We start from the raw sequence: 23,523 nt of genomic DNA, 5'->3' as shown, positions 1-23,523 counted from the left end.
CTATGAAAATCCAGTTCAAGTACCAGCAGTTCCAGGCGGATGCCGCGAAGGCCGTTTGCGATGTTTTCGCGGGGCAACCCTACTTGGAATCGAGCTACTTGATGGATTCGGGTACGACCAAGCTCTTTGGCGGCAGTGTGCCCGCGCAAAGGGGTGTGACCGGTTTTTGCAATCAGCGTCTGGTGCCCGAGTTGAGCGATTCCAAGGTGCTTGCGAACTTGCAGGCGGTGCAGTCGGCGAATCTTTTGCCGCAGTCCGACAAGCTGGAAGGCCGCTACAACCTGACCATCGAAATGGAAACAGGTACGGGCAAGACTTACACCTACATCAAGACGATGTACGAGCTGAACCGTGCCTACGGCTGGACCAAGTTTATTGTGGTGGTGCCGAGCATCGCCATTCGCGAGGGTGTCTATAAGTCGTTCCAGATTATGCAGGAACATTTTCTGGAAGAATACGGCAAGTCCATCCGGTTCTTTATCTACAATTCGCAGAACTTGACCGAGATTGACCACTTTGCGTCGGACAGCCACATCAACGTGATGATTATTAACTCGCAGGCGTTCAACGCTACGGGCAAGGACGCGCGCCGTATCCGCATGAAGCTGGACGAGTTCCGCAGTCGCCGCCCGATAGATGTTATTGCGAGCACGAACCCGATTCTGATTATCGACGAGCCGCAGAGTGTCGAGGGCAAGAAGACGAAAGAGGGCCTTGCGGAATTCCAGCCGCTGTTGACTTTGCGCTATTCGGCGACGCACCGCAAGGACGCCATCTACAACATGGTTTACCGCCTCGATGCGATGGATGCCTACAACAAGCACCTGGTCAAGAAGATTAGTGTCAAGGGCATTACGGTGAGCGGTTCTACGGCGACCGAGGGCTACTTGTACTTGGAAGGCGTTCAGGTGTTTACGGACAAGGCTCCTGTCGCGACTCTTGAATTTGATTGCAAGGGCAAGGGTGGCCTGCTCAAGAAAAAGGCCCATGTCACGAAGGGTTTTAATCTTTACGAACAGTCGAGCGGTCTCGAAGAATACAAGGACGGCTATACTGTTACCGACGTGAACGGCAATGATTCTTCTGTGACTTTCACGAACGGCAAGAAGATTTATGCCGGAGACTGCGTGGGTGTGGTGAACGAGGAACAGTTGCGTCGGATTCAGATTCGCGAAACGATTATTTCGCATTTCGAGCGCGAACGTGCACTTTTCGGCAAGGGCATCAAGGTGCTTTCGCTGTTCTTCATTGACGAGGTCAAGAAGTATCGTGATTACGACGCTCCGGACGAGATGGGCATTTACGCCAGAATGTTCGAAGAAGAATACGATTCCATCCGCAAGTCGATGCAGCAGGATTTGCTGGAGAGCCCGGAGTATTTTGAATTTCTGGAAAAGACGGATGCCCACAAGGCACATGCGGGGTATTTCTCCATCGACAAGAGCAAGAAGGGCGGCGGTCGCTTTGTGGATAGCAAGGTTGCCCGCGGGTCATCGGATTCCGACGATATCGACGCCTATGACTTGATCATGAAGGACAAGGAACGCCTGCTTTCGCGCGAAGAACCGGTGCGGTTTATCTTTAGCCATTCTGCCCTGAAAGAAGGTTGGGATAACCAGAACGTGTTCCAGATTTGCACGCTCAAGAGCAGCGCTTCTGAAGTTCGCAAGCGGCAAGAAGTGGGCCGCGGCTTGCGTTTATGCGTGAACCAGAACGGCGAACGCATGGACGAGAGCGTCTTGGGCGGCGATGTGCATTCGGTGAACGTGCTCACGGTTATCGCGAACGAAAGTTATGAGGATTTCGCGAAGGCGTTGCAGACCGAAATGGCGGCAACGATTGGCAGCCGCCCGGTCAAGGTGACGATAGACCTGTTCAAGGGAAAGTCGTTTACTTCGGAATCTGGTGAAAAACTTTTTGTGACGGATGACTTTGCGCAGACGGTTTACGATGCTTTGCTAGAATGCGGCTATGTGAAGAAGGGTGCATTGACGGATAAGTATCGCACGGATAAGGCTGCCGGTGCGCTGACCCTTTGCGAAGAAGTCGCTCCTTATTGCGCAAGCATCTGTGGTGTTCTCGATACGCTTTACGATGCCGATGCGATTAAGCCCGAAGATGCCCGTAAGAACAATGTGGAACTGCGCCTGAACAAGAGCAAGTACAATTCCAAGGAGTTCAAGGAACTCTGGCAGAAGATTAACGCGAAGTCCGCTTACGTGGTAGATTTTGAGACGGATGAACTTGTCCGTAAATCGGTTGATGCGCTGAATGCGAACTTGCGCGTGACGAAGATTTTCTTCAGAGTGTCGCAGGGCTCTCTGGACAAAATCAAGTCCAAGGAACAGCTGGAAGCGGGCAATGCCTTCAAGATGGAATCTACGGAATCTAGGGCTGCCGTCGCTACTGCAAATTCCAGCGTCAAGTACGACTTGATTGGAAAGATTGTCGAAGATACGGGACTTACCCGCAAAACGGTTGGCGAAATTCTTGGCAAAATCCAGAAGCCCGTCTTTGAGCAGTTCCAGGAAAACCCTGAAGAGTTTATCATCAAGGCGAGCCGCCTAATCAACGAGCAGAAGGCAACCGTCATCATTGAGCATATCACGTATAACAAGCTGGAATCCAGTTACGAGACGAGCATCTTTACCGACAACACGATGAAGGGCCGCCTCGGCATGAATGCCTGCGAAACACACCAGCATTTATACGACCACCTGATTTACGATTCCAGTAACGAACGCGACTTCGCACAGAAACTGGAAACGAGCAAGGAAGTATCGCTTTACATCAAACTGCCCAAGGGATTTTTTATCAATACGCCCGTTGGCAAGTACAATCCCGACTGGGCAATCGCATTCCACGAGGGCGAAGTCAAGCATGTTTATTTTGTCGCCGAAACCAAGGGCTCCATGAGCACTATGGAACTTCGCGAAATCGAATCCGCTAAAATCAAGTGCGCCCGCAAACATTTTGCCGCCATCTCCAGCGACTCCGTCACCTACGACGTGGTGGATTCCTACGAACGATTGCTGGATTTGGTGAAGTAATCGTTGGTTGTAAAATTTCCTTACGCCCCTTGCCAGTTTTCTGAATAATATGAGGATGCTTACAAAATGGGTAGCAGACAGATGAATCGCGGGGAAACCTTACCTAATCTTGAAACAAGAGTCTTGACAATCCCGCTCCAGGAATATATGTTTAGTGCACAAGTGAGTAGAAAATAGTAGGGAAAGTATGACTTTGGTGTTGTGGATAAGTCCGTGGCTTAGAATGGCGATTTTGACCATCATAAAGGACTTGCGTTTAAAATCTTAAACATTACTGGGGGCTTCAACACCAAAGTTCTACATCGCCATTTTGAAAATCGCCCTCATTGGCGAAAATGAGGCGACTTAAGGGGCTGATGCCGGTATAAATGAGCAAAAAAGTTATATTTTGCACCATGGCCAAAAAAAATGAAGGCGGGCGAGCTCCCAAGAAACTATCATTAGGACAAATTTCGGATATCTGGCAAAACGCCTCTGCCACGACAGAAAATTTTAGGGCGAACATCCCGCTTGAAGATACTGTATTCAATTTAGGTATTGACGAAAGCGGGCGTGCCTATTTCTTTTTTTCGAACGACAAGGGCGCTTTGATTGCTCTCGAAGACGTTGTATGCGGCGGTTCTCCGCTGGACCTTGCCATAGACCGTGTCAAACAACAACGGCTTAATACGGTTTCGTGGGGAGATGGGCCGAACGGAGTGGTTTATCTTGACCAGAGTGCGGAATTTGCCTACCAGCTTTTCAAGGGTGAGCGAAATTTCCGTTTTGGAAAAAGCATCGTGACCAACGCCGAAAAGACAGAACGGACGGCGGTTCTTTTGCGTATCGACCCTTCAGAAGAATTGAAGGAGGATTTTTCCGGCGTAGATTTCAAGCTTTCGCTTGTCCTAAACACCGAAACGGAAACGCTTGAAAATCCAATTCCGCTTTGCCCTACCTATGCACTTTGCGGAAAGAAGATTTACAGGACGCGGGACCTGGGGATTAACTACAACAAGCTCTCGGATATCGAAGGCGTTTTGAACGGGAAGGAAATTGAAAAGTTCCTCTCGCTGTTTGCTTCCATTTTCCCTTCCATCAAAATCGAGATGACGCAATTTAGCGAAACGCCCATGCCTAAAACTCCCGCCGAACCCGCGCTCCACTTTGCGGGGCTGGACGAATCGGGAAACCTTTCGATTCGACAGATGTGGTGCTTCGATCCGTTCCCAGTTGACTTTGTTTCGGAAAACAAGCCTTCGACCCTTGTGCGCCTGCATGTATCAAGCCGCACCATTTCGAGGATTCCTGTAACATACGGTGGCACCGAGAGCTGGAAAAAGATGGATTCCCTCTTGAGGGGCTGTATCAGCCGACACCCGGAATGCAAGGAGGAGGGCGCCAGGGCCTACGACATTGAAGGCGACGAATTGTATATCACATCGGCGCTTGCGCTTCCGTTCCTTTCTGAAAATTTGAGTGACCTTGCACAGAATTACCGGCTCTTCGGGACCGAGGCGTTGAGCAAATTCAGGTTCAAGAAGGTGACGCCGCAGACACATCTTTCGGTGGGGAATGGTATCGACTATTTCGACACGAAATGTACTGTCGAAATTGACGGCGAAATAATGTCACCACGAAAGATTGTCGAGCTTTACGAAGAAAATAATTTTATTCCGCTTTCCGACGGTTCCCGTGCCATTATCGACAAGAGTTTCTTTACGCGGCTCAAGCGGTTACTGGGGCGCGAACAGAAGGATGGTACGTATAAAATATCCTTCTTTGATATGCCTCTTGTCGATAGTCTTATTAATGCCAAAATCGAAAACGCGAAAGAATCAGAACTTCCGTGGCAAAAATTTTATTTCGGGTTCGATACCATTCCCGAAAGAAAGACGGCGAAGTTGCCTGTCGTAAAGAAACTTCGCGATTACCAGAAATACGGTTTGCAGTGGCTTGGCTATGTAACCGAAAACAATCTGGGGGCCTGCCTTGCCGACGACATGGGGCTCGGGAAGACAATCCAGACCATTTCGCTCCTTGCAAGCGCTTATGCAAAAAAGTCCAAGGGAAGTTCGCTTGTGGTCGTGCCCAAGAGCCTTATCGAGAACTGGAAAAACGAACTTTCAAAGTTCGCGCCTGAACTGAGTGTCTACGCCTATTACGGCACTGAACGCAGTATCGATAAGGCCAGGCGACACTCCGTTATCCTCACCACGTATGCGGTTGTCCGAATCGACATCAAGATTTTGCAAGGTGAAGAGTTTGAATATGTCGTGCTCGACGAAGTGCAACAAATCAAGAATACGGCAAGCCAGGCGAGCAAGGCGGTGATGCTCCTTTCTGCTAGACACCGCATTGCCTTGAGCGGAACCCCCATGGAAAACAACCTGGGAGAGCTTTATTCCATTTTCCGGTTCCTGAATCCACCGATGTTCGGGACCGAAGGGGAATTCAATTGCCGTTACGGAAACCCCATCCAGAAAGAAAATGATGAAGAGGCCGCCCGCGAACTTTCCGCAAAAATCCGTCCGTTCATTCTGAGGCGATTAAAGCAGGAGGTAGCGAAGGAACTTCCGGAACGGACCGAACAGGTGATGTATGTGGACATGTCTCCCGAGCAGGCGGCACTTTACGAGCAGCAGCGCATATTCTACCAGAAATTGATTAAGGGCGAAATTGCGAAAAACGGATTCGAGAAATCCCAGTTCTGCATTTTGCAGGCTCTGACCGAGCTGCGCCAGATCGCTACTGTTCCTGAAAGCAAGACCGAGAGCGTTGTCGAAGGAGCCAAGTGGGAAAGGCTGGTGGATGCCATTGCGGAACTTGTCGAAAGCGGGCACCGTTGCCTCGTGTTCTCGAATTTCTTGGCATCGATAGATGCGATGGCGGAGCGGCTCGAAAAATCGGAAATAGCGCACCTTGTCATGACGGGAGCTACCACGAATCGCGCGGAACTGGTGAAAAAGTTCCAGCAGGACGGAAAATACAAGGTATTCCTGATGACGCTCAAGACGGGCGGCGTGGGGCTGAACCTGACCGGTGCCGACTACGTGTTCATTCTGGATCCGTGGTGGAACAGGAGTGCCGAGCAGCAGGCTATCGACCGTACGCACCGCATTGGCCAGACACGCTCCGTATTCTGCTACAGGCTGATTTCCCGCGGAACCATCGAGGAAAAAATCATGGAACTCCAGCAAAAGAAGGCGGACCTGTTCAGTGCCATCATTTCTTCGGACGGGCAGCAAATCAAGAAACTTACCGAAGAAGACATCAACTACCTCTTGAACGTGTAGGTTTTTATGCCGAAGAATAAGAAATTGACTCAATTGCAGAAAAAACTGGAGGAGTGGTCTCCCGGCGCTTCAAAAATTATCGATATAAAAAAGCTGAAAAAGGCGAATGACGTAGCATTACAGCGCGTAGTCGCAAGCAAGCTCGCTTCGTCGGTACCCAATGTGTCGCTGGCGTCGGACATGGTGAAAACGGGCACTGTCCCGGAATCGCTGCTAGATAAAATCACCCATGAAATACGGTTATCCCGCACTACCGCAAGTGATATAAAGAATTACGGTAGCCGGCTGCTAAAACCAGGAAACATGAACGTAGCAACATACTGCAGGGCACTTGCAGAAGCGTTTTGCGACAGGGAGGCTTTCGAAGCCTACTATAGTCGTCCCTTAAAATCCCGCCCAGCCCGCATAACTATTGGGAAAAATTGATTTCTACCCTGTGAAAATATTGCAAGGTTTTCTAAAATATGACTGAAAACCTTGCAATTTTTCCCATGTACAGACCGCCAAAATCCTCCGCCCAGACAAGCCTTTTCTGTTCCCTTGAGGAGCAGTTGAACCACAAGCATCCCCTTTACGTTCTTGCGAACAAGATTGACTGGAACAAGTTCGAGACCGAGTTTTCGAAACTGTTTGACGACAAAATGGGTGCGCCGAACAAGCCGATCCGTCTCATGACCGGGCTCATCATCCTGAAGCACATCCGCAACGTATCGGACGAGTCCGTCGTGGAGCAGTTCCAGGAAAACGCCTATTACCAGTACTTTTGCGGAGAACGGTTCTTCTCGACGGAGCAACCCTGCGACCCGAGCGAACTTGTCCACTTCCGGCATAAGATCGGCGAGGAAGGCTTGGACATGATCCTCAAGGAAAGTATCCTCGTCAACGATGACCACGATAAACAAGGACCGACAGGATGCGGCACGGTCTTTCTTGACACGACCGTGCAGGAAAAGAACATCACGTTCCCTACAGACGCCAAACTTGCGAACAAGATAATAGAGCAGGTGCAGAAAATCGTGGAAGAACACGGCCTTCCGCAGAGACAGTCCTACAAGAGAACCTTGAAGAAGATTCATCGTGACCAGCGTTTCCGCAATCACCCGAAAAACGCCAAAAAGGCTCACAAGGCGGATCGCAGGTTGAAAACCATCGCGGGACGGCTCGTCCGCGAAATGGAACGGAATCTTTCGAAGAAAAATCTGTCGGGTACGTACAAAGGAAAAATTGAACTTTTCTACAAAGTTCTGGCACAGAAGAAATGCGACAAGGACAAAATCTATTCGCTACACGAACCCGAAGTGAAATGCATCGGCAAGGGCAAGGAACACAAGAAATACGAGTTCGGCAACAAGGTGTCAATTGCCCGGAGCTACAACGGCATCATCGTCGGCGCAGTCGCGTTCAGGGACGAGTATGACGGACATACGATAGACGATACGCTTGACCATGTTGAACAAATGCTTGGATTCAGGCCGAGCCAGGCCGCATGCGACCGAGGCTACCGCGGACAAAAGGAATCCGGAACGACAAAGATCGTGATACCCGACGTCCCGAAGAAAAACGCGACTTACTACCAGAAGAAAAAGGCACACAATCTTTTTTGCAAGAGGGCTGGCATCGAGCCTATCAACGGCCATCTGAAAAGCGATCACCGTATGGGCAGAAATTTCTACAAGGGAATCTTTGGCGATATGCTCAATGCAAAGCTTGCAGCAGCGGCGTTCAACTTCAAGAGGGCCATGAGGCGCTTTTTTGTCCTGTTGGAATGGCTATACTTTTTTTGCCTTCTGTGGAACGGAATGAACAAAAAATGCGAACGTCCTTATCTTGCGTTCGCAAAGTGACCTTTTTAAGGGACGACTACTATAACAGCTTTGGCAACCATGTCAAGAAAAGTTTCTTGCATCTCGCATTTGACCCGTATGTTTTTACGAATCAGATTGAGGAACTTGTCGAACGAGATAAGCCAAAATCTTATTTTAACGATTACGAGTACCCGCTTTCCTTTGCGATTCAATATGGTTACAGGGAAATTTTCTTTGTCCCGCCATACACAAAAAAGCGTTTGCAGGAATACTTCGCCTCTTATCAAAAACCGAGGGTGAGGTTGTCGCCTGAAGATTTTTTCAATTCCAATGAACTTTTTACAGAGGAAGCCGGGCAAGAACTTGTTGCCAACTTGCCACAAATTTATCTGACCCTTTCGAATATGGATTTCTTTGGGCGCGAAATGGGCTCCCCGTTACTGAAAGTACTTCTGCAGCGGGTCGATCAAGTTGCCAAACTCTCGGAATTTGCGAATGGGGCGGATTTTTCCGTGGAAACACTCAAAAACGACGCCGGATATCCTTCGCCCCTTCTCTCTTATCCGGATAAAAATGTAAAGCGGATGCAAAACGCCCGCACCATGCTTGCGTTCTACTTCATTTCCTTATTCGTTCACCAGGGAATGGAGGCGGGAATGGACAAGCGGGAATTTTCGAAACTCTTGGCAACCCCGCAAGATTTGATAAAGCGGGCCGTGAGGATTTTTTTCGGAAAGGAGGACTTGAAGATTTATTACAGGAGCGGGCAAATGAAAGGATACGCCATTCAATTTGACAAGAAGCTCCTGTATCCGCATGCGACGGTATATGACTATTACGACAGTCTGACATCGGAAAAACGGAATGAAAATTTCAAAAGGCTGTTCAAGCTGATAAAGGAATACCCGCCGCTAGAACCCGTGAATTTTAAGGACTATATCGAAAATCTTGAGACAAAGGGGCTGCCTGAGTTGACTCCTGTTGGCTGCGATTTGGATGTGGCCTGCTTCTATAAACTACCAGACAGGTTCTGCAGTCCTGTCCAGTGCAAGGAAAATATCAGGATCCGTGATCGACAGCGGTACGAGGCACTTGTGCATGAACCGGCTTATACAAACTTGTTCCTTGCGCTCGCATCTATAGGCCTGTTCGAAATTACGTGGAACCCGTGTAATGCGCCGGAAGATATACCGGATAACGGAGCCCGCTGGCTGAACAACCTGAATTTTTTCTGTTTCGGAAAAATCGGGCATATCCGCATGACGGAACTGGGTAAATACGTTTTCGATTTAAAAGACTCTCTTGAACTAAAGAATGTCAAGAAGCGTTTGCCGGTAAAATTGGACGAGCGCAATTTGACAATTCATGTCGACAAGGACGACAAGCCTTCGCAAATTTTCCTTGCTTCGTATTGTACGGTGCTATCGCATACGCTATTCAGGATTGACCGGATTAAATTCAGAAATACCTGCGATACAAAAACGAAGGTGAACGATTTTTTTGAAAACATGGAAACGCTGACAGAGGGGGAATTACCCCAAATCTGGAAAGATTTCAGGGATAAACTTCTAGAAGGTTTTGTCATGCTAGAAGAAGAGAGAAACTGGCTGGTCTTTTCGCTCGAAAATATGAACGCCGCCCTTGTCCGCGAAATCGGGAAACTTTCACTTCAGGGTTTATGTGTCAAGATGGAGGGTAAGCGCATTGCCGTGAGGGAGTCGGAGTTCCCGCGGTTCAAGGCGAGTTTGGAATTGGCCGGATTCAAGGTGCTTTGATATCCCTTGTCGCTCCGCCGTCATTCCATTATTATATATTTCCGACATGCCTAGGACAAAATCGTCTTCCGCGCAGTCTGCGCCCGCAAAAAAGAAATCCGTCCCCGAAAAGTCTGTAGAAGCGTCCCTCTGGGAGTCTGCGAACAAGTTGCGCGGCAGCGTGGAACCCGCCGAATACAAGCACGTGGTGCTTTCGCTTATCTTCTTGAAGTTTGCAAGCGACAAGTTCGAGGAACAGCGCGAAAAGCTCATCGCCGCCGGCCGCCAGAAATACGTGGAAATGCCCGAGTTCTACAACAAGGACAACGTCTTTTATCTGGAAGAAACTTCCCGCTGGAGCTTTATCATTGAGCACGCCCGCCAAAGTGATATTGCGCTCCTGATCGATACCGCGCTTGCGAACATCGAAAAGAAGAACAAGGCGTTGCGCGGGGCGCTCCCCGACAACTATTTCTCGCGCCTGCAACTCGACACCGCAAAACTCGCGGCGCTCATCAGCGACATCGACGGCATCGACACCATCAAAGACAAGGAACAGGATGTCGTTGGCCGCGTCTATGAATATTTCCTCGGCAAGTTCGCCATCGCCGAAGGCAAGGGCAAGGGCGAATTCTATACACCCAAGACAATTGTCGGTCTCATCGCCGAAATGATTGAACCCTACCGCGGCAAGATTTACGACCCCTGCTGCGGTTCGGGCGGCATGTTCGTGCAAAGCATGAAGTTTATCGAGGCGCATCACGGCAACAAGCGCGAAGTCTCCGTATATGGCCAGGAATACACCGGCACCACGTATAAACTTGCGAAGATGAATCTCGCCATCCGCGGCATCTCCGGAAACCTGGGCGACAAACCCGCCGACACCTTTGCCGAAGACCAGCACAAGGATTTGAAGGCCGACTTTATCATGGCGAACCCGCCGTTCAACCAAAAATCGTGGCGTGCCGAAAACGAACTCCTCGACGACCCGCGCTGGAAAGGCTACACCGTGCCGCCCACGAGCAACGCGAACTACGGCTGGATTCTGAACATCCTCTCGAAACTCTCCGAAAACGGCGTGGCAGGCTTTTTGCTTAGTAACGGCGCGCTCAGCGGCGAAGGCGACGAACAGCAAATCCGCAAGGAACTTTTGCAGAACGACAAGGTCGAGGCAATCCTCATTCTGCCCCGCAACATGTTCTATTCCACCGACATCAGCGTGACGCTCTGGATTCTGAACAACAACAAGACCGCCCGCGAAGTCAAGGTCGGCGATTCCATGCGCAAGTACCGTAACCGCAAAGGCGAAGTGCTCTTTATGGACCTGCGCCAGATGGGCGAACCCTTTGAAAAGAAGTACACCCAGTTCAGCGCCGAGGACATTGCAAAAATCAGCGGCACTTACCACAAGTGGCAAACAAAGAAAATCAAGGACGAACCCGAATACTGCGCCACCGCCACCCTCAAGGAAATCGAGGCGAAAAACTGGTCGCTCGTGCCGAGCAAATATATTGAATTCAAGAACCGCGACGAACAGGTGAACTTTGACGAAAAAATGCGCGAACTCCAGACGGAAATGCGTGGCCTCTTGAAAAAGGAAAAGGAATCCGAAAAGGAACTCGCCAAAGTCTTTAAGAACTTGGGATTTGAACTGTAAATGTCATGTTGTCTCAAAATTTGCGATTACCACAAGAGTGTCATCCTGAGCGCAACGAAGTGAAGGCAACCACTAAAAATAGCATAGAACGCCGTCATTCCGGCATTTTAATGTCGATTTATTCGTAATTTAGCCGTTTGATGGGCCTTTTCGGCTCCGGTTCCCGGGCGTTTCCGCCCGGAGTATGCCCCGGAGGGCGCCCGCTATGCGGGCTGGGCGCACTTCTCCCGTGGTCGTTTCGGCCCCTTTACGAGGGTGGCGAATCTCGATATGTTGTACACGAACACGCTCCCCATGATTGTAGCCTTCGCCCTGGCCATGCCGATAGTCCGTATGAACAGTCCCATGCTTCCGAATATGAACCCGTAAACATGCTCGACCCGGGCGCGGATGTGCGACTTCTTCCGGTTGTTCCTCTTCTGTTCATCGGTGAGCGGATGGTTGCGGTAGCCCTTCTCGCAGACGACCTCCTCGTAAGTCTGCGGCAAGGCGTCCTTGCTGTTCAGATAACCGCTGTCCGCATGGACTCGCTTCACGTCGTTCTTGTCGCCCTTGGTAAGCTTGCCGTACACGTTGCTGTCGTGCACGCTGGCGTCGGTGACCATCGCCTTCCTCACGAACTTGTGCTTCACGTCCACCAGCGTGTGGAGCTTGTAGCCGAAGTAGTTCTGCCCACGTTTCTGCACCCAGCGGGCGTCGGTATCCTTCTGCCTCAGTTTGTTCGGGACCTTTTCCCATTCCTCGGGGATATTCCCCTCCTTGATTGTCCTGTTTTCTTCGGGGGTATTGCGCTGGCGCGGGGCCTCCACGATGGAGGCGTCAACGATGGAGCCTTCCTGGGCCTTGTAGCCGGCCTTCTCCAGTATCTTGTCGAACGTCCTTATCAACTTGTCCCAGGCGCCGGTTTCCTTGTATTGCTCGAAATAGTTGCGTACGGTGTTCTCGTCGGGTACGGTACCGTTCAGGCCCACGCCGACAAAGCGCATGAAGGAAAGTCTGTCCTTCAGCTGGTATTCCACCTGTTCGAAGGAAAGGTTGTAGAGATGCTTGAGTACCAGCACCTTGAGCATCGTGCGCGAACCGAAGCTCTTGCGCCCGGCGTTGCTGTGGCACTCGCGTGCCTCGCGGCCTTTTTTCTTCACGTAGGCGAGAATGTCGTCAAATTCTTTCCAGTCGATAACCTCGTCAAGTCTCTCCAACGGATCGCCCTTCTTTGAAAGCTGCGAATAACGGTCCGTAAGGTCAAAGAAGCTGAGCTGGTTATCCATAAGGGCATCCTCTTGGTTATGCCCTCAATATAGAAAAAGTTAGTTTGTTTGTAAATACGGAAAATTAGGAATTTTTAGTGATTGCCTGAAGTCGAAGGATCTGATAGATGTCTGAAAATAATATGAAACGGCTTGGAGACTACATACGGCCCGTAGATGTGCGGAACAGGGACTTGAAAGTGACGCGGTTGATGGGCATAAATATTGAAAAGCGATTTATGCCGTCGGTTGCAAATGTTGTCGGCACGGATTTGTCGAATTATAAGGTTGTTTCGAAAGGGCAATTTGCCTGCAACTTGATGCACGTTGGTCGCGACGAAAAAATTCCAGTCGCTTTGCAAAAGGATGACGAGCCGATAATTGTCTCGCCAGCCTATGTCGTTTTTGAAGTTGTTGATACGAATGTATTGTTGACCGAATATCTGATGATGTGGTTCTCTCGTTCAGAATTTGATCGCAATGCATGGTTCTATACTGACGGCGATGTCCGCGGAGGTATGGATAGGGAAGCTCTGTTTGATATGCAAATCCCCGTCCCCGCGATTGAAAAACAGCGTGAAATCGTCGCCGAATACAACACCCTCGCCACCCGCATTGAAACCAACAAGAAACTCATCGCCACCCTCGAACAAACCGCTTGCGCAATTTATCGCAAAATGTTTCAAGAAGATAGTTCTATTGTTAAGGGAAAATTGGGAGATTTATGCAGTTGTTTTACTGGTTTTCCATTTGATGGTGAACGATATTCAGACAAAGATGGGACTGTCGCTTTACGTGGAGAAAATGTTACCGAGCAAAGTCTTCGTTGGGATACGGTAAAAAAATATAATGACGAAATTACTGAGCGAATAGCCAAATGCTATTTGCAAGAATGGGATGTCGTCATTGGCATGGACGGTTCAAAAGTAGGAAAGAATTGGTCTTTAGTAACAGAATACGATTTGCCTCTACTTCTTGCACAGCGAGTAGCTCGACTAAGAACGAATGCTATTGAAAAGCAGCATTATATCTATATGTCTTTGAAAATGGAAAAGTTTTCTGATTATGTATCTCGTGTGAATACAGGCTCTACAATTTTGCACATTAGTGGTCCGCAAATTGAAGATTTTCCAATAGTAATTCCGTCGGAAGAGCAATTTAAAGCAATAAAACAAGAATATATACCGATATTTACCAAAATTAAATTGCACAACAGAGAAAACCAAACTCTAACACAAATGCAAACCCTTCTCCTCTCCAAAATGGGAGCATCGTAATTTTGAGGACTCCTATAAGTTTGCGATAACGGTAAGTGAAATTAAATAAATTCAGGATGTAAGCTAATCATGGAAAGCGAAAAGAAATCTGAAAAAAAATTCCATACCAAAAATCAACATTATGTTCCTCAATTCTATTTTCGAAAATTTTCGATTGACGGAAAGAATGTTGGCTTGTACAATATTTCAAGTAAAAAGATTGTCCCAAATGCACCAATCAAGCATCAGTGTTCTGAAGACTATTTTTATGGGGAAAATGGAGTTGTGGAAACAGCATTGAGTGCTTTGGAAGGAAGGTTTTCAAATTTATTTAATAAGTTGGAGCTGGTAAATGCTAGCGAATCCTTGCCAAAATCAATGCGAAAAAATAATACATTAGAAAAAATTTTCACTAAAGAGGATTTTTCAGATCTTGTTTTATTTATTCTGATTCAATATACTCGTACAAAAACAGTTCAAAAAGTTACTGATGAATTTCTTCATGAAACGTTAAGAGTCATTTTAAAAAAAGAGGGGAAACCATATTCTGAGTCAGAATTGGTCAAACTTTCATTAAAAGATTCTGTTATTCATGCAATACAGCAGGCTATTATTCTTCGTCCGTTATTACACGATTTAAAGTATGCAGTACTTGTAAATGAAAGTGGAACAGATTTTTTATTTGTCGCGAATTTTCACCGTCAATGCGACTGATATAGGTTGAATCGGGAAGAAAAAAAGTTCCCTAGGGCTAGCCCCTGGGGAACCTGGCCGAAACTTTTCTACCTTGCCGATTCTACCAAAAAAGGACATGGCGGTGAGTCTCAACCAAGCACAAAGATACGAAATACGAGCGCTCAATGCGGCAAAGATCCCCCGAAAAACATAGCCTTGCAGCTGAAGGTCCACAAATCCACAATCTACAGGGAACTAAACAGGGGCGGCGGCCGCCAGCATTACGACCCGGTCAAGTCGCAGGAACGGGCAGACCTCCTTGCCGCGACAAGTCACCTGCATTACGACTACGACGAGGACGACTGGAAAATCGTGGACGGGAAAATCAAGGAAGACTACTCTCCCGAACAGGTGAACGGACGCGCGAAACTCGATGGGATGGGTGTCCCTAGCGTCGCCACGATATACAGGCATGTGAACAAGGACGAGGACCTGAAGAAGCACTTGCGGCACGGCAAGAAACCATACCGTAAGCGCGGGGAGAAGAAGGACAAGAGAGGCCAGATTGTAGGCCGCGTGCCCATCGAGGAACGTCCGGCAATCGTGGACGAGAAATCACGCGTAGGCGACATCGAGATAGACCTGATAAACAGCGCGGACCATGACGCGAACCTGCTCACGATCAACGACAGGATGACGAATTACAGCCTGATAAGGTATCTTCCGACGAAGAACGCGAAAGACCTGAAGAGAACGCTTGTGAGGGCGCTGAAGGACTTTGAGAAAACGTTCGAAGTCAAGATTCTCACAATCACTTCGGACAACGGGAAGGAGTTCGCCTGTCACGCAGAAATAGCGAAAGCTATGAAGGCGGATTACTACTTTGCGAACCCGTACCACTCCTGGGAGCGCGGTGCCAACGAGAACATGAACGGTCTAATACGCCAATATCTTCCCAAGAAGGAGTCGTTCAAGGGAATCTCTCCCCGGAAAGTTCGCTGGATACAGGATAAACTGAACAACAGGCCTCGAAAAAGGCTTGACTTTATGACCCCTTTAGAGTATATTTATACGCAAGTTAAACTACAAACCTAAGTCGCGTTAGCGACGAAAATCCGCCAGTGATGAACCGGTAGTTTTTCAAAATCCATTGATGGAGAAGTATAGCAAATCAGCTTGTGTCGGGGTGGCTTCTCATGGTTTGCAGATTTATTTTCCAATAAGTCCAACGAGAATGGTTTGTTTTTATGATTCTTCGGTTTATACTTTTAAAAAACAAATCATGAGCGTAAGGTCTCCTAAAGATGTTGACGCATTAAATATTTTACAAATAATGTCTTGTTTATCAAATGTCTATTATAAGCAAGGCGGAGTATCAAAGGAATATATAGAAAGTCTTCTACCCCAAATAGTGGGTAAGACTACTGAACTTGTGCATTCAGGACCTTTGATTGGTACACAAAATGTTGTTGTTCATGTTCAGGCAAAACCTATACATATTTCTTTAAAATTAGAATGCTTTACAATAAAAAACGCAGCGTTAAAAGAAATGTTTAAGGCATTCCAAGAAAACGATATACAAAAATTAAATGGATACCACAGGGATGAGTATTTGCTACATCTTCTAGAGAATTTTTCAAAAAAAATTGAAGAAAAACAATATAAGCCAACGGAATGGAGTAAATTTTTAGATGATGTTGAAAAAGAAACTTAAATTATGTCCAAAAATGTTTATGGCCTGTTTGGGGAAATGTTGTCATCTCTTTGAACAAAATTAAGAATTTTACTGGCTGATGTAAGTGAAATAGCCGTTTCAAAAGGAAAAAAGAAATGAATGTGTATAATGATATCGTACAATGGTCGTTCTCGAAACCAATGTTTGTAAGAGATGCTCTTAGACGACTATTTTGTAATCGACAACTTACAGAACAAGATATTAGTGAACTTAAAGAGATAATAAAAAAAGACCATGGTCTTAGTGAAATCGATATCAATGCAAAGGCGGTTTGTGAAGAAGATATCCCATCGGAGTCTTGTGACGTTACACAAATAAGAATAAAGCAAATATCTTCTCCGCATAATATTGCGGCTCTTTTCGGAGAAAAGCCATTGAATTTTTCACCGAAGGGATTGTCGATTGTTTATGGGAAAAATGGATCCGGTAAATCTAGCTACTCAAAGATTTTGAAAAAATTATGCTGGAGCCGCGATAAAGATGTTGTGTTAAAGAAAAATGTATATACAAATGATTTGTCCGCACAATCAGTTGCCATTTCTTTTTTTGAAGGAGAGAAAGAAAATACTTTTGTATGGCAGGAAGGAAAATCAACAGATAAAAGACTAAATTCTATTTATGTTTTTGACAGTAAATGCGCTGATATTTATTTGAATAAAGAAAATCCGGCTGAATATAAGCCTGTTGGTATAGATGTTTTAGAACGACTGGTAGAATTATACGCTTCGTTATCTGCTTCATTTGATAGCGATATACAATCCTTGCAAAAGAAAAAACCTCAATTGGCGGAAAAGTATAAGGATACATCTATTTTTTCTTGGTATGATAAACTAAAAGAATCACAACGAAAAGACATAGAAGAAAAAATATCTTTTACCAGCACGCAAAATAAGCGGTATGAAATATTGGATAAGGCGTTGAAGGATTCAAATGTATTGCAAACAAATAATATTTTAAAACTAAAAAAAGAAAGATATCATGCTTTGCAGAAAAAATTGTCTCCGATAGAAAAATTATTTGAAAAGGACTCCTTAAATGACGTTAAACGTTTAAAAGAAGATTTTAAGTCAAAGGAACAAGCAAATAAAGTTGCCATTGAATCGTACAAAACGGACAACGAGTTCGATATTGGAGGAACGGCTTGGAAAGAATTGTGGAATGCAGCTCGAAAGTATGCTGAAGAATTACAAAAGGATTATCCAGTTACATCAAATGCTCATGGAAGTTTTTGTATTTTATGCCATCAGCCTTTATCGGATAAGGCAAAAGAAAGAGTTCTAAAGTTTGATTCATATGTCCAAGACGCAACAAGCAAAAGTTTAAATCAGGCAAAAATAAAAAAAGATCAAAAATTAACGGAATACATCAGCATTCCTCACATCTTAATTTCCGATGAGTTGAGGAAAGAGCTGATAGAAGATGGTGTTGAAGCAGAAAAAATAGAAGCATATTGTTCTTGTAGCGCTTAACCGCAACTTGGAAAAAATTGAGGAAGCTAATAAGGTGTATATTTCCAACCAAGGAGCCACCTTATGGCAGAAGAAAATAAACCTGAAAAACAGAAACGTCGCCGCCTGAGTGCGGAGGACAAAGTCAAAATCCTGAGCGAAATTCTCCTCAAGGGCAGGGGCTTATCTGAACTTGCGGACGAGTACAAGATACATCCGAACAAAATTCTCGAATGGAGGAAGGTACTTTTCGAATCCGCTACGGGGATTTTCGAGCAGAAACGCCCCGACATAACCGAAAAGGCGCAACAGCGTAAAATAGACGCTCTCGAGAAAACCCTGGCCGACAAGGATGCCGTCATCGCCGACATCGCTCAGGAGAACCTGGCCCTCAAAAAAAAATTAACTGGCCGTCCCTAGGAAAGAAGAAAATGAGCCTCTCCGAACGGACCGCCATCATTGCGGAAATCGACGCCATTTACGCAAGGACGGGAATCGCCCCGTCCAGGCTGGTATCCTTTTTGGGAATCCCGCAAAGTACATGGAACAACTGGGTTTCGCGGAGGAAGGCGGAAACGCGGCATAACCACGATACGCCGAAGTCCAACTGGATGACCCCGGAAGAGACTCGCGCCATCGTCGACTTCTGCAAACAGTACAAGGACCATCTGCATGGATACCGCTACCTGGCCTGGCTTATGGTAGACAGGGATATCGCATACGCCCGTCCATCGACGGTTTACAACATACTGAAGAGGAACAACCTTTTCGGCAAATGGGCTTTTCCTGCGGAAGCGCGGAAAAAGGGGTTCGACCAGCCGACACGTCCGAATGAACAGTGGCATACGGATTATTCCTACGTCAGAGTTTGCGGAGTGTTCTTCTACTTCGCCTGCGTCCTGGACGGGTTCAGCCGCAAGGTTCTCGTCTGGGACCTTTTCTCCACGATGGAAGGCTTGAACGTTGAAATTCTCGTGACCAGGGCGAAGGAACTCCATCCCGATGCGCATGCCCGCATAATCCACGATAACGGGAAGCAGTTCGCCTCGAAGGATTTCCTCGATCTGGTTTCGAAACTTGAACTCAGGGAGACCTCTACATCTCCCTTCCATCCGCAAAGCAACGGGAAAGTGGAACGTTTTCACAAGACCCTCAAGGCGGAGGAAGTCCGTCGTGACGCTTACCAGGACTATTCCGATGCAAAGAGGAAAATGTCGGACTGGATCAATTACTACAACTCGGAACGGCTACATTCCGCAATCGGATTCCTGACTCCTGACGAGGTTTTCGCAGGAAAGATGGAGGAACGACTTGCAGAACGAAGAACAAAATTGTATAATGCGACAAGAGAACGTGAGGACTATTGGGCTAACCAACCGACCTGACGGAATCCCTTATTAGCTTTGTTAAAATTTTCCAAGTTCAACTTGGGCGGGACATTCTCAAATATTAAAAGCCAAAGAAGTTGTTGCTAATTATATTCAAGATGTTGTTGCCGAGATATGCCCCTTATTCATCAATTCTATTTCAGATTTACTTACTGATGAAATAAAAAAGATAGATGAGAAGATAAAGATAAATGAAGATATATTGACAAAAAGAGAGCTTTTAGAAAAAGAGTTTTTGGAACTGGATGCATTAAAATCTTTGAATGAAAGAAAAGAAGATATTTTAGCATATTATGATGAAACATTAAAAAAGGCAAAATTACAAGAATGTAAGAATGTAATTAACTCACGATCGGTTTCAAATAAGGTGGGAGAATTACTTGAGTCAAAAGCTATTTCGAAACAACAAAGTCTTTTTTTAGAGTACCTTAATAAATTGAATAATGGTATTGCTAAAAAAATGACTTTGAAAAAGACCAGGACAACAACTGGGGTGACTTATCAGAAGTGTGGCTTTAATTCAATAAAAGATTCTGTTACTGATATTTTAAGTGAAGGCGAACAGAAAATGGTTGCTATTGCAAATTTCTTATCTGAATGCGCTATTAGTGACACACACAATGCAATAATTTTTGATGACCCAATAACTTCTTTGGATGTTGATTACAGAGAATCTGTTGCTAAAATTATTGTAGAGATGTCTGCAGATAGACAGATTATTGTTATGACGCATGATTTGTATTTCCTGCGACTTTTAAAAGATATTTATAACAAGATTAATTCAACAGATTGTTATGTAACATGCTTAAATTCAGTGAATAATCAGAGTGGAATTGTTTCAGATGAAATTCCATTTTTATCAAAAAATATTCAAGAAAGAATAGATACAATTACAAAAGGGATTGAAAATGTAAAAAAAATAGACCTTACACAGCTAGACACCAAAAGAATTCATTTAAATGATTTGAAAGATAAAATGCGGCAACTTTTGGAAAGAACTGTGGAAGATGTTCTTATAAATAAAGCGGTTATTCGTTTTGGAAAAAATGTTAATTTCAAAAAGTCGATTCTAGCAAGTTTAATTGTTATTAAAAAAGAAGATATAGATTTTCTTACATCTTTATATGGAAAATATTCAGAAGTGATTCATGATGGGTCTGTAGAAACTGTTCCCAATACAATCACAGAAATGGATATAAGTACAGATATAAGAAGTTATAAAGATTGGAAGGATGAGTTTGTTCAAAGAGTAAAAGATTGGAAAAAAGACAACAGATACGAATGAGAAATTATCCTTGTTAATTCCCCATATCCCGAGGTGTCTCAATTTGTTTCTAGAAAGTGGGCTTTTCGCTTAGAAAGAATTTTCTGAAATGGGATAGCGATTTTTAGAATGCCTTTATTTTCCAACTTGGAACATGGATTTTAAAAGTGAGTTTTTATGATTGAAATAGAAAAAAATATAGAAATTCAAGTATATGAGTTAATTTCATCGTGTTTAAGCGATGGCGAAGAAGTTCATCAGGCGGGAGATAGACTCGCTTGCGATTTTTATATAGAAAAAGGAGTAAAAAAACTAAATTGGTCGTCCAAAACATATATTGATATTAGATACAAACTTTCATATTCTGCATATGCTGAAATTGCAAAAATATATGACCGTATAAAGTGTGAAAATTATATCGTTATCTATGTAGATGACTCATTATCATTTTGGTATGGTGAAAGAGATGGAGAAAAACGTAATCTTCATTTTATGTCGTTTAATGAACTAAAAAATAAAGCAAGTGTTGTCAAAAGGCAGAAAATAAGTGAAGGTGTGCGAAAAAGGTTGTATTATTACGTAGAGCAAAATAAAAAAGAAAAGATAAAAAATATATTAAAAAAGACAAAATAAGTTTATTCCTTGGCGCAGGCGTAAGTAAAGATGCAGGTATTGTTGAATGGACGAAATTGCTAGAAAGGTTGCGAGAGAAAAGAAATGTTCCTAATTTTCCTGGTGACTACAATGATCTTATAAAGGGGCGATATATTGTTAACACTTATAAAAAAGAATCCGCAGAAAACGATTGCGAAGACATTTTTGATGAAGAAACATTTATTAATGATATGAAAGAAATTTTATATGAAAATATAAAAGAATCTAACTTGATAAAAGCAATTGCGAATATTGCCCAAAAAGCAAATTGTGAAAGTGTTATAACGTACAACTACGATGACCTAATAGAAAAAGAATTAGGCGAAAAGTGTCAAAGCATAACCCAAAAAACAAGATGTATAGATAAGAATGTATTACCGGTTTATCATGTACACGGATTTATCTCAAAAGATGGTGATAGTTCTCCAATTGTTTTAGGCGAAAAAGAATATCACAAAATTTATCAAGAGCCCTATAATTGGGGGAATATAGAACAACTTCATGCTTTAAATAGAAATGTATGTTTCTTTATAGGTCTTTCAATGAACGATCCGAATTTAAGACGCTTAATCGATGGATCAAATGAAGATGGTGGAGGAAAAACAGTCCACTATGTTTTTTTGCGCGAAAAAAACAAAAATAAAGAAATGACAGAAAAAATAATGGAAAGTATGGGGGTGAATTGTGTGTGGTATAAAGAACATGAGGATTTGCCCGAAATGTTAAACGACCTTATGAATTACGATGATGATGAAATATGTGATTTCGATATGGATGAATTAATACTCTAATTAAAAGGTAAAAGAATGATAACTTTTTACGAATGTGGTCAAGGTGATGCTTCTTATATTAATGAGACTCTATCCATAAAACTGTGTCATTCACCACCAAGCATCATTTGAAAAATGATGTAAATTGAGGAACTATGATGACACACGAAGAATATAAAGAGATGATCAAAAAAGCAGCATCTCAGTTCAAAACAGGAAAGCCAATTTTTGGCAAAGACGGAGCATTTCACCAAGTATTGGAAGATTTTTTGAATGCTGCATTAGAAGCGGAAATGGATGTTCATTTGGAAAAAACAAAGCCCGAAAATCGAGAAAATCGGCGCAATGGGAAAATGCCGAAAGAGATAAAAACGGCATACGGAGCAGTCCAAATAAACACGCCTAGAGACCGCGAAGGAAGCTTTAATCCTGAGATTGTGAAGAAACGTCAAACCGTGCTTGCCGAAGGTCTTGCAGACCGAATTATCGGCCTTTACGGACTCGGACAAAGTATGCGCGATATTCAAAAATATTTGGAAGATGATTTTGGCGAATACATTTCAGCCGATACCATTAGCAACATCACAGAACGCGTGTGGCCAGAGATTAACGAATGGAGAACGAGACGTTTAGAAACGGTTTATCCCATCGTTTGGATGGACGCAATTCATTACAAAGTAAAAGATGAATCAGGCATCGTAACAACGCGAGCAATTTACAATGTCATCGGTGTTGATTCAAATGGTTACAAAGATTTGCTAGGCATGTATGTGTCGCAAAGCGAGGGTGCAAAATTCTGGATGCAAGTCCTTTCCGATTTGAAAAATCGCGGAGTGGAAGACATTCTCATCGCTTGTGTAGACGGACTTTCAGGCTTTCCGGACGCAATAGAATCCGTGTTTCCAAAGACCAATGTTCAGTTGTGTGTAGTGCATCAAATTCGAAATTCACTCAAGTACATTAACGCAAAATCACAAAAAGAATTTTTGAAAGAACTGAAGTTAGTTTATGCGGCATCGACCAAAACGGAAGCCGAAATTGCACTAAAAAAATTAGAAGAAAATTGGGCAAAAAAATATCCAATCGTCATTCAATCTTGGAAAGAAAAATGGGATAAACTTTCGTGTTATTTTGATTATCCAAGTGAAATTCGTCGCATTATTTATACGACAAATACTGTCGAAGGTTATCATCGCCAAATTCGAAAAGTGACAAAAACAAAAGGTCTGTTTCCAAATGATGACTCGCTTGTAAAACTCGTGTACTTGGCGTATCGAAATATCAAAAAGAAGTGGAAAAAGCCATTGCAAAACTGGACAACTTGCGTACAAAAATTATCGATTCTTTTTGGTCAAAGATTTAATCCACTCAACTTAAATCAAATTCCAAAATGAATTTTCTCCGCCCCCAAACGGAAACACAAAAACTTTAATTGGATGATTTTTTTTCAAACAAGGAATGATAATTTTATCATTTCTTGTTATATTTGAATTGCTTCAAAAGGAGAAATTTGAAGTTGTCGCAAAGACAAAATCGAGTTGAAAA

Annotated in this window: 17 protein-coding genes and 1 pseudogene; 17 read left to right on the top strand and 1 reads right to left on the bottom strand. The window is 44.6% G+C overall.

Translation table 11 applies throughout. From position 1 onward, the window contains the following. The first annotated feature begins 2 nt into the window (after window positions 1-2). From BGX14_RS05570 to BGX14_RS05545, 6 genes are all read left to right on the top strand, one after another. The gene (locus BGX14_RS05570; protein ID WP_095879319.1) at window positions 3-3,050 is read left to right on the top strand and encodes a type III restriction-modification system endonuclease; all 3,048 of its coding nucleotides are present in this window, start codon (window positions 3-5) and stop codon (window positions 3,048-3,050) included. Between the two features lie 395 nt (window positions 3,051-3,445). After that, a complete protein-coding gene (locus BGX14_RS05565; protein WP_158223240.1) occupies window positions 3,446-6,325 on the top strand; it encodes a DEAD/DEAH box helicase in 2,880 nt (959 codons plus the stop codon). A gap of 6 nt (window positions 6,326-6,331) precedes the next feature. Continuing rightward, window positions 6,332-6,751 (top strand): hypothetical protein, encoded by a 420-nt coding sequence (locus tag BGX14_RS05560; protein ID WP_095879317.1) that lies wholly within the window; start codon window positions 6,332-6,334, stop codon window positions 6,749-6,751. Window positions 6,752-6,816: 65 nt separating this feature from the next. Continuing rightward, entirely contained in the window at window positions 6,817-8,169 is a 1,353-nt protein-coding gene (locus tag BGX14_RS05555; RefSeq protein WP_198951137.1) for an IS5 family transposase, read from the top strand. Continuing rightward, complete coding sequence (locus BGX14_RS05550) at window positions 8,091-9,905, top strand: hypothetical protein (protein WP_158223239.1); 1,815 nt, start codon at window positions 8,091-8,093, stop codon at window positions 9,903-9,905. The genes BGX14_RS05555 and BGX14_RS05550 overlap by 79 nt, the downstream gene beginning before the upstream one ends. 46 nt (window positions 9,906-9,951) lie before the next feature. Next, complete coding sequence (locus tag BGX14_RS05545) at window positions 9,952-11,541, top strand: class I SAM-dependent DNA methyltransferase (protein WP_095879315.1); 1,590 nt, start codon at window positions 9,952-9,954, stop codon at window positions 11,539-11,541. Between the two features lie 203 nt (window positions 11,542-11,744). Here the strand turns inward: BGX14_RS05545 and BGX14_RS05540 are convergent, their stop codons facing one another. After that, window positions 11,745-12,809, bottom strand: a complete 1,065-nt coding sequence (locus BGX14_RS05540; RefSeq protein WP_095879174.1) for an IS5 family transposase — start codon at window positions 12,807-12,809, stop codon at window positions 11,745-11,747. A 107-nt stretch (window positions 12,810-12,916) separates the two neighbouring features. Between BGX14_RS05540 and BGX14_RS05535 the strand changes: the two genes are divergently transcribed. From BGX14_RS05535 to BGX14_RS05485, 11 genes and pseudogenes are all read left to right on the top strand, one after another. Next, entirely contained in the window at window positions 12,917-14,065 is a 1,149-nt protein-coding gene (locus tag BGX14_RS05535) for a restriction endonuclease subunit S (RefSeq protein ID WP_095879314.1), read from the top strand. A 69-nt stretch (window positions 14,066-14,134) separates the two neighbouring features. Next, window positions 14,135-14,758, top strand: a complete 624-nt coding sequence (locus tag BGX14_RS05530; RefSeq protein WP_095879313.1) for a DUF4238 domain-containing protein — start codon at window positions 14,135-14,137, stop codon at window positions 14,756-14,758. 177 nt (window positions 14,759-14,935) lie between these two features. Further along, the gene (locus BGX14_RS05525) at window positions 14,936-15,814 is read left to right on the top strand and encodes an IS30 family transposase (RefSeq protein ID WP_095879463.1); all 879 of its coding nucleotides are present in this window, start codon (window positions 14,936-14,938) and stop codon (window positions 15,812-15,814) included. Between the two features lie 37 nt (window positions 15,815-15,851). Continuing rightward, window positions 15,852-16,433 (top strand): annotated as a pseudogene (locus BGX14_RS05520) (DUF4238 domain-containing protein); the annotation flags it as partial. A gap of 116 nt (window positions 16,434-16,549) precedes the next feature. Then, on the top strand, window positions 16,550-17,923 hold the full coding sequence (locus BGX14_RS05515) for an ATP-binding protein (protein WP_095879311.1): 1,374 nt from the start codon (window positions 16,550-16,552) through the stop codon (window positions 17,921-17,923). A 63-nt stretch (window positions 17,924-17,986) separates the two neighbouring features. After that, window positions 17,987-18,322 (top strand): transposase, encoded by a 336-nt coding sequence (locus BGX14_RS05510; RefSeq protein WP_095878959.1) that lies wholly within the window; start codon window positions 17,987-17,989, stop codon window positions 18,320-18,322. Window positions 18,323-18,333: 11 nt separating this feature from the next. Beyond that, complete coding sequence (locus BGX14_RS05505) at window positions 18,334-19,287, top strand: DDE-type integrase/transposase/recombinase (RefSeq protein ID WP_095878958.1); 954 nt, start codon at window positions 18,334-18,336, stop codon at window positions 19,285-19,287. 205 nt (window positions 19,288-19,492) lie between these two features. After that, entirely contained in the window at window positions 19,493-20,575 is a 1,083-nt protein-coding gene (locus tag BGX14_RS05500; RefSeq protein WP_143394150.1) for an ABC transporter ATP-binding protein, read from the top strand. A 156-nt stretch (window positions 20,576-20,731) separates the two neighbouring features. After that, window positions 20,732-21,187 (top strand): hypothetical protein, encoded by a 456-nt coding sequence (locus BGX14_RS05495; RefSeq protein ID WP_095879309.1) that lies wholly within the window; start codon window positions 20,732-20,734, stop codon window positions 21,185-21,187. A 56-nt stretch (window positions 21,188-21,243) separates the two neighbouring features. Further along, window positions 21,244-21,999, top strand: coding sequence for an SIR2 family protein (locus tag BGX14_RS05490; protein ID WP_143394149.1), 756 nt, complete (start codon window positions 21,244-21,246; stop codon window positions 21,997-21,999). 137 nt (window positions 22,000-22,136) lie between these two features. Next, window positions 22,137-23,372 carry an IS256 family transposase gene (locus BGX14_RS05485; RefSeq protein WP_095879753.1) on the top strand — a complete coding sequence of 412 codons (1,236 nt, stop codon included), beginning with the start codon at window positions 22,137-22,139 and terminating at the stop codon, window positions 23,370-23,372. Window positions 23,373-23,523 lie beyond the last annotated feature (151 nt).

The sequence above is a fragment of the Fibrobacter sp. UWS1 genome (genome assembly GCF_002300445.1).
Classification (GTDB): domain Bacteria; phylum Fibrobacterota; class Fibrobacteria; order Fibrobacterales; family Fibrobacteraceae; genus Hallerella; species Hallerella intestinalis.
This window is presented reverse-complemented; position numbering and strand designations above follow the sequence as displayed.

Excerpts from the sequence above, each read along its gene's own strand:
- BGX14_RS05570 (WP_095879319.1), top strand. The coding sequence starts at position 3 with ATGAAAATCCAGTTCAAGTACCAGCAGTTCCAGGCGGATGCCGCGAAG.
- BGX14_RS05565 (WP_158223240.1), top strand. The coding sequence starts at position 3,446 with ATGGCCAAAAAAAATGAAGGCGGGCGAGCTCCCAAGAAACTATCATTA.
- BGX14_RS05560 (WP_095879317.1), top strand. The coding sequence starts at position 6,332 with ATGCCGAAGAATAAGAAATTGACTCAATTGCAGAAAAAACTGGAGGAG.
- BGX14_RS05555 (WP_198951137.1), top strand. The coding sequence starts at position 6,817 with ATGTACAGACCGCCAAAATCCTCCGCCCAGACAAGCCTTTTCTGTTCC.
- BGX14_RS05550 (WP_158223239.1), top strand. The coding sequence starts at position 8,091 with ATGGCTATACTTTTTTTGCCTTCTGTGGAACGGAATGAACAAAAAATG.
- BGX14_RS05545 (WP_095879315.1), top strand. The coding sequence starts at position 9,952 with ATGCCTAGGACAAAATCGTCTTCCGCGCAGTCTGCGCCCGCAAAAAAG.
- BGX14_RS05540 (WP_095879174.1), bottom strand. The coding sequence starts at position 12,809 with ATGGATAACCAGCTCAGCTTCTTTGACCTTACGGACCGTTATTCGCAG.
- BGX14_RS05535 (WP_095879314.1), top strand. The coding sequence starts at position 12,917 with ATGTCTGAAAATAATATGAAACGGCTTGGAGACTACATACGGCCCGTA.
- BGX14_RS05530 (WP_095879313.1), top strand. The coding sequence starts at position 14,135 with ATGGAAAGCGAAAAGAAATCTGAAAAAAAATTCCATACCAAAAATCAA.
- BGX14_RS05515 (WP_095879311.1), top strand. The coding sequence starts at position 16,550 with ATGAATGTGTATAATGATATCGTACAATGGTCGTTCTCGAAACCAATG.
- BGX14_RS05510 (WP_095878959.1), top strand. The coding sequence starts at position 17,987 with ATGGCAGAAGAAAATAAACCTGAAAAACAGAAACGTCGCCGCCTGAGT.
- BGX14_RS05505 (WP_095878958.1), top strand. The coding sequence starts at position 18,334 with ATGAGCCTCTCCGAACGGACCGCCATCATTGCGGAAATCGACGCCATT.
- BGX14_RS05495 (WP_095879309.1), top strand. The coding sequence starts at position 20,732 with ATGATTGAAATAGAAAAAAATATAGAAATTCAAGTATATGAGTTAATT.
- BGX14_RS05485 (WP_095879753.1), top strand. The coding sequence starts at position 22,137 with ATGACACACGAAGAATATAAAGAGATGATCAAAAAAGCAGCATCTCAG.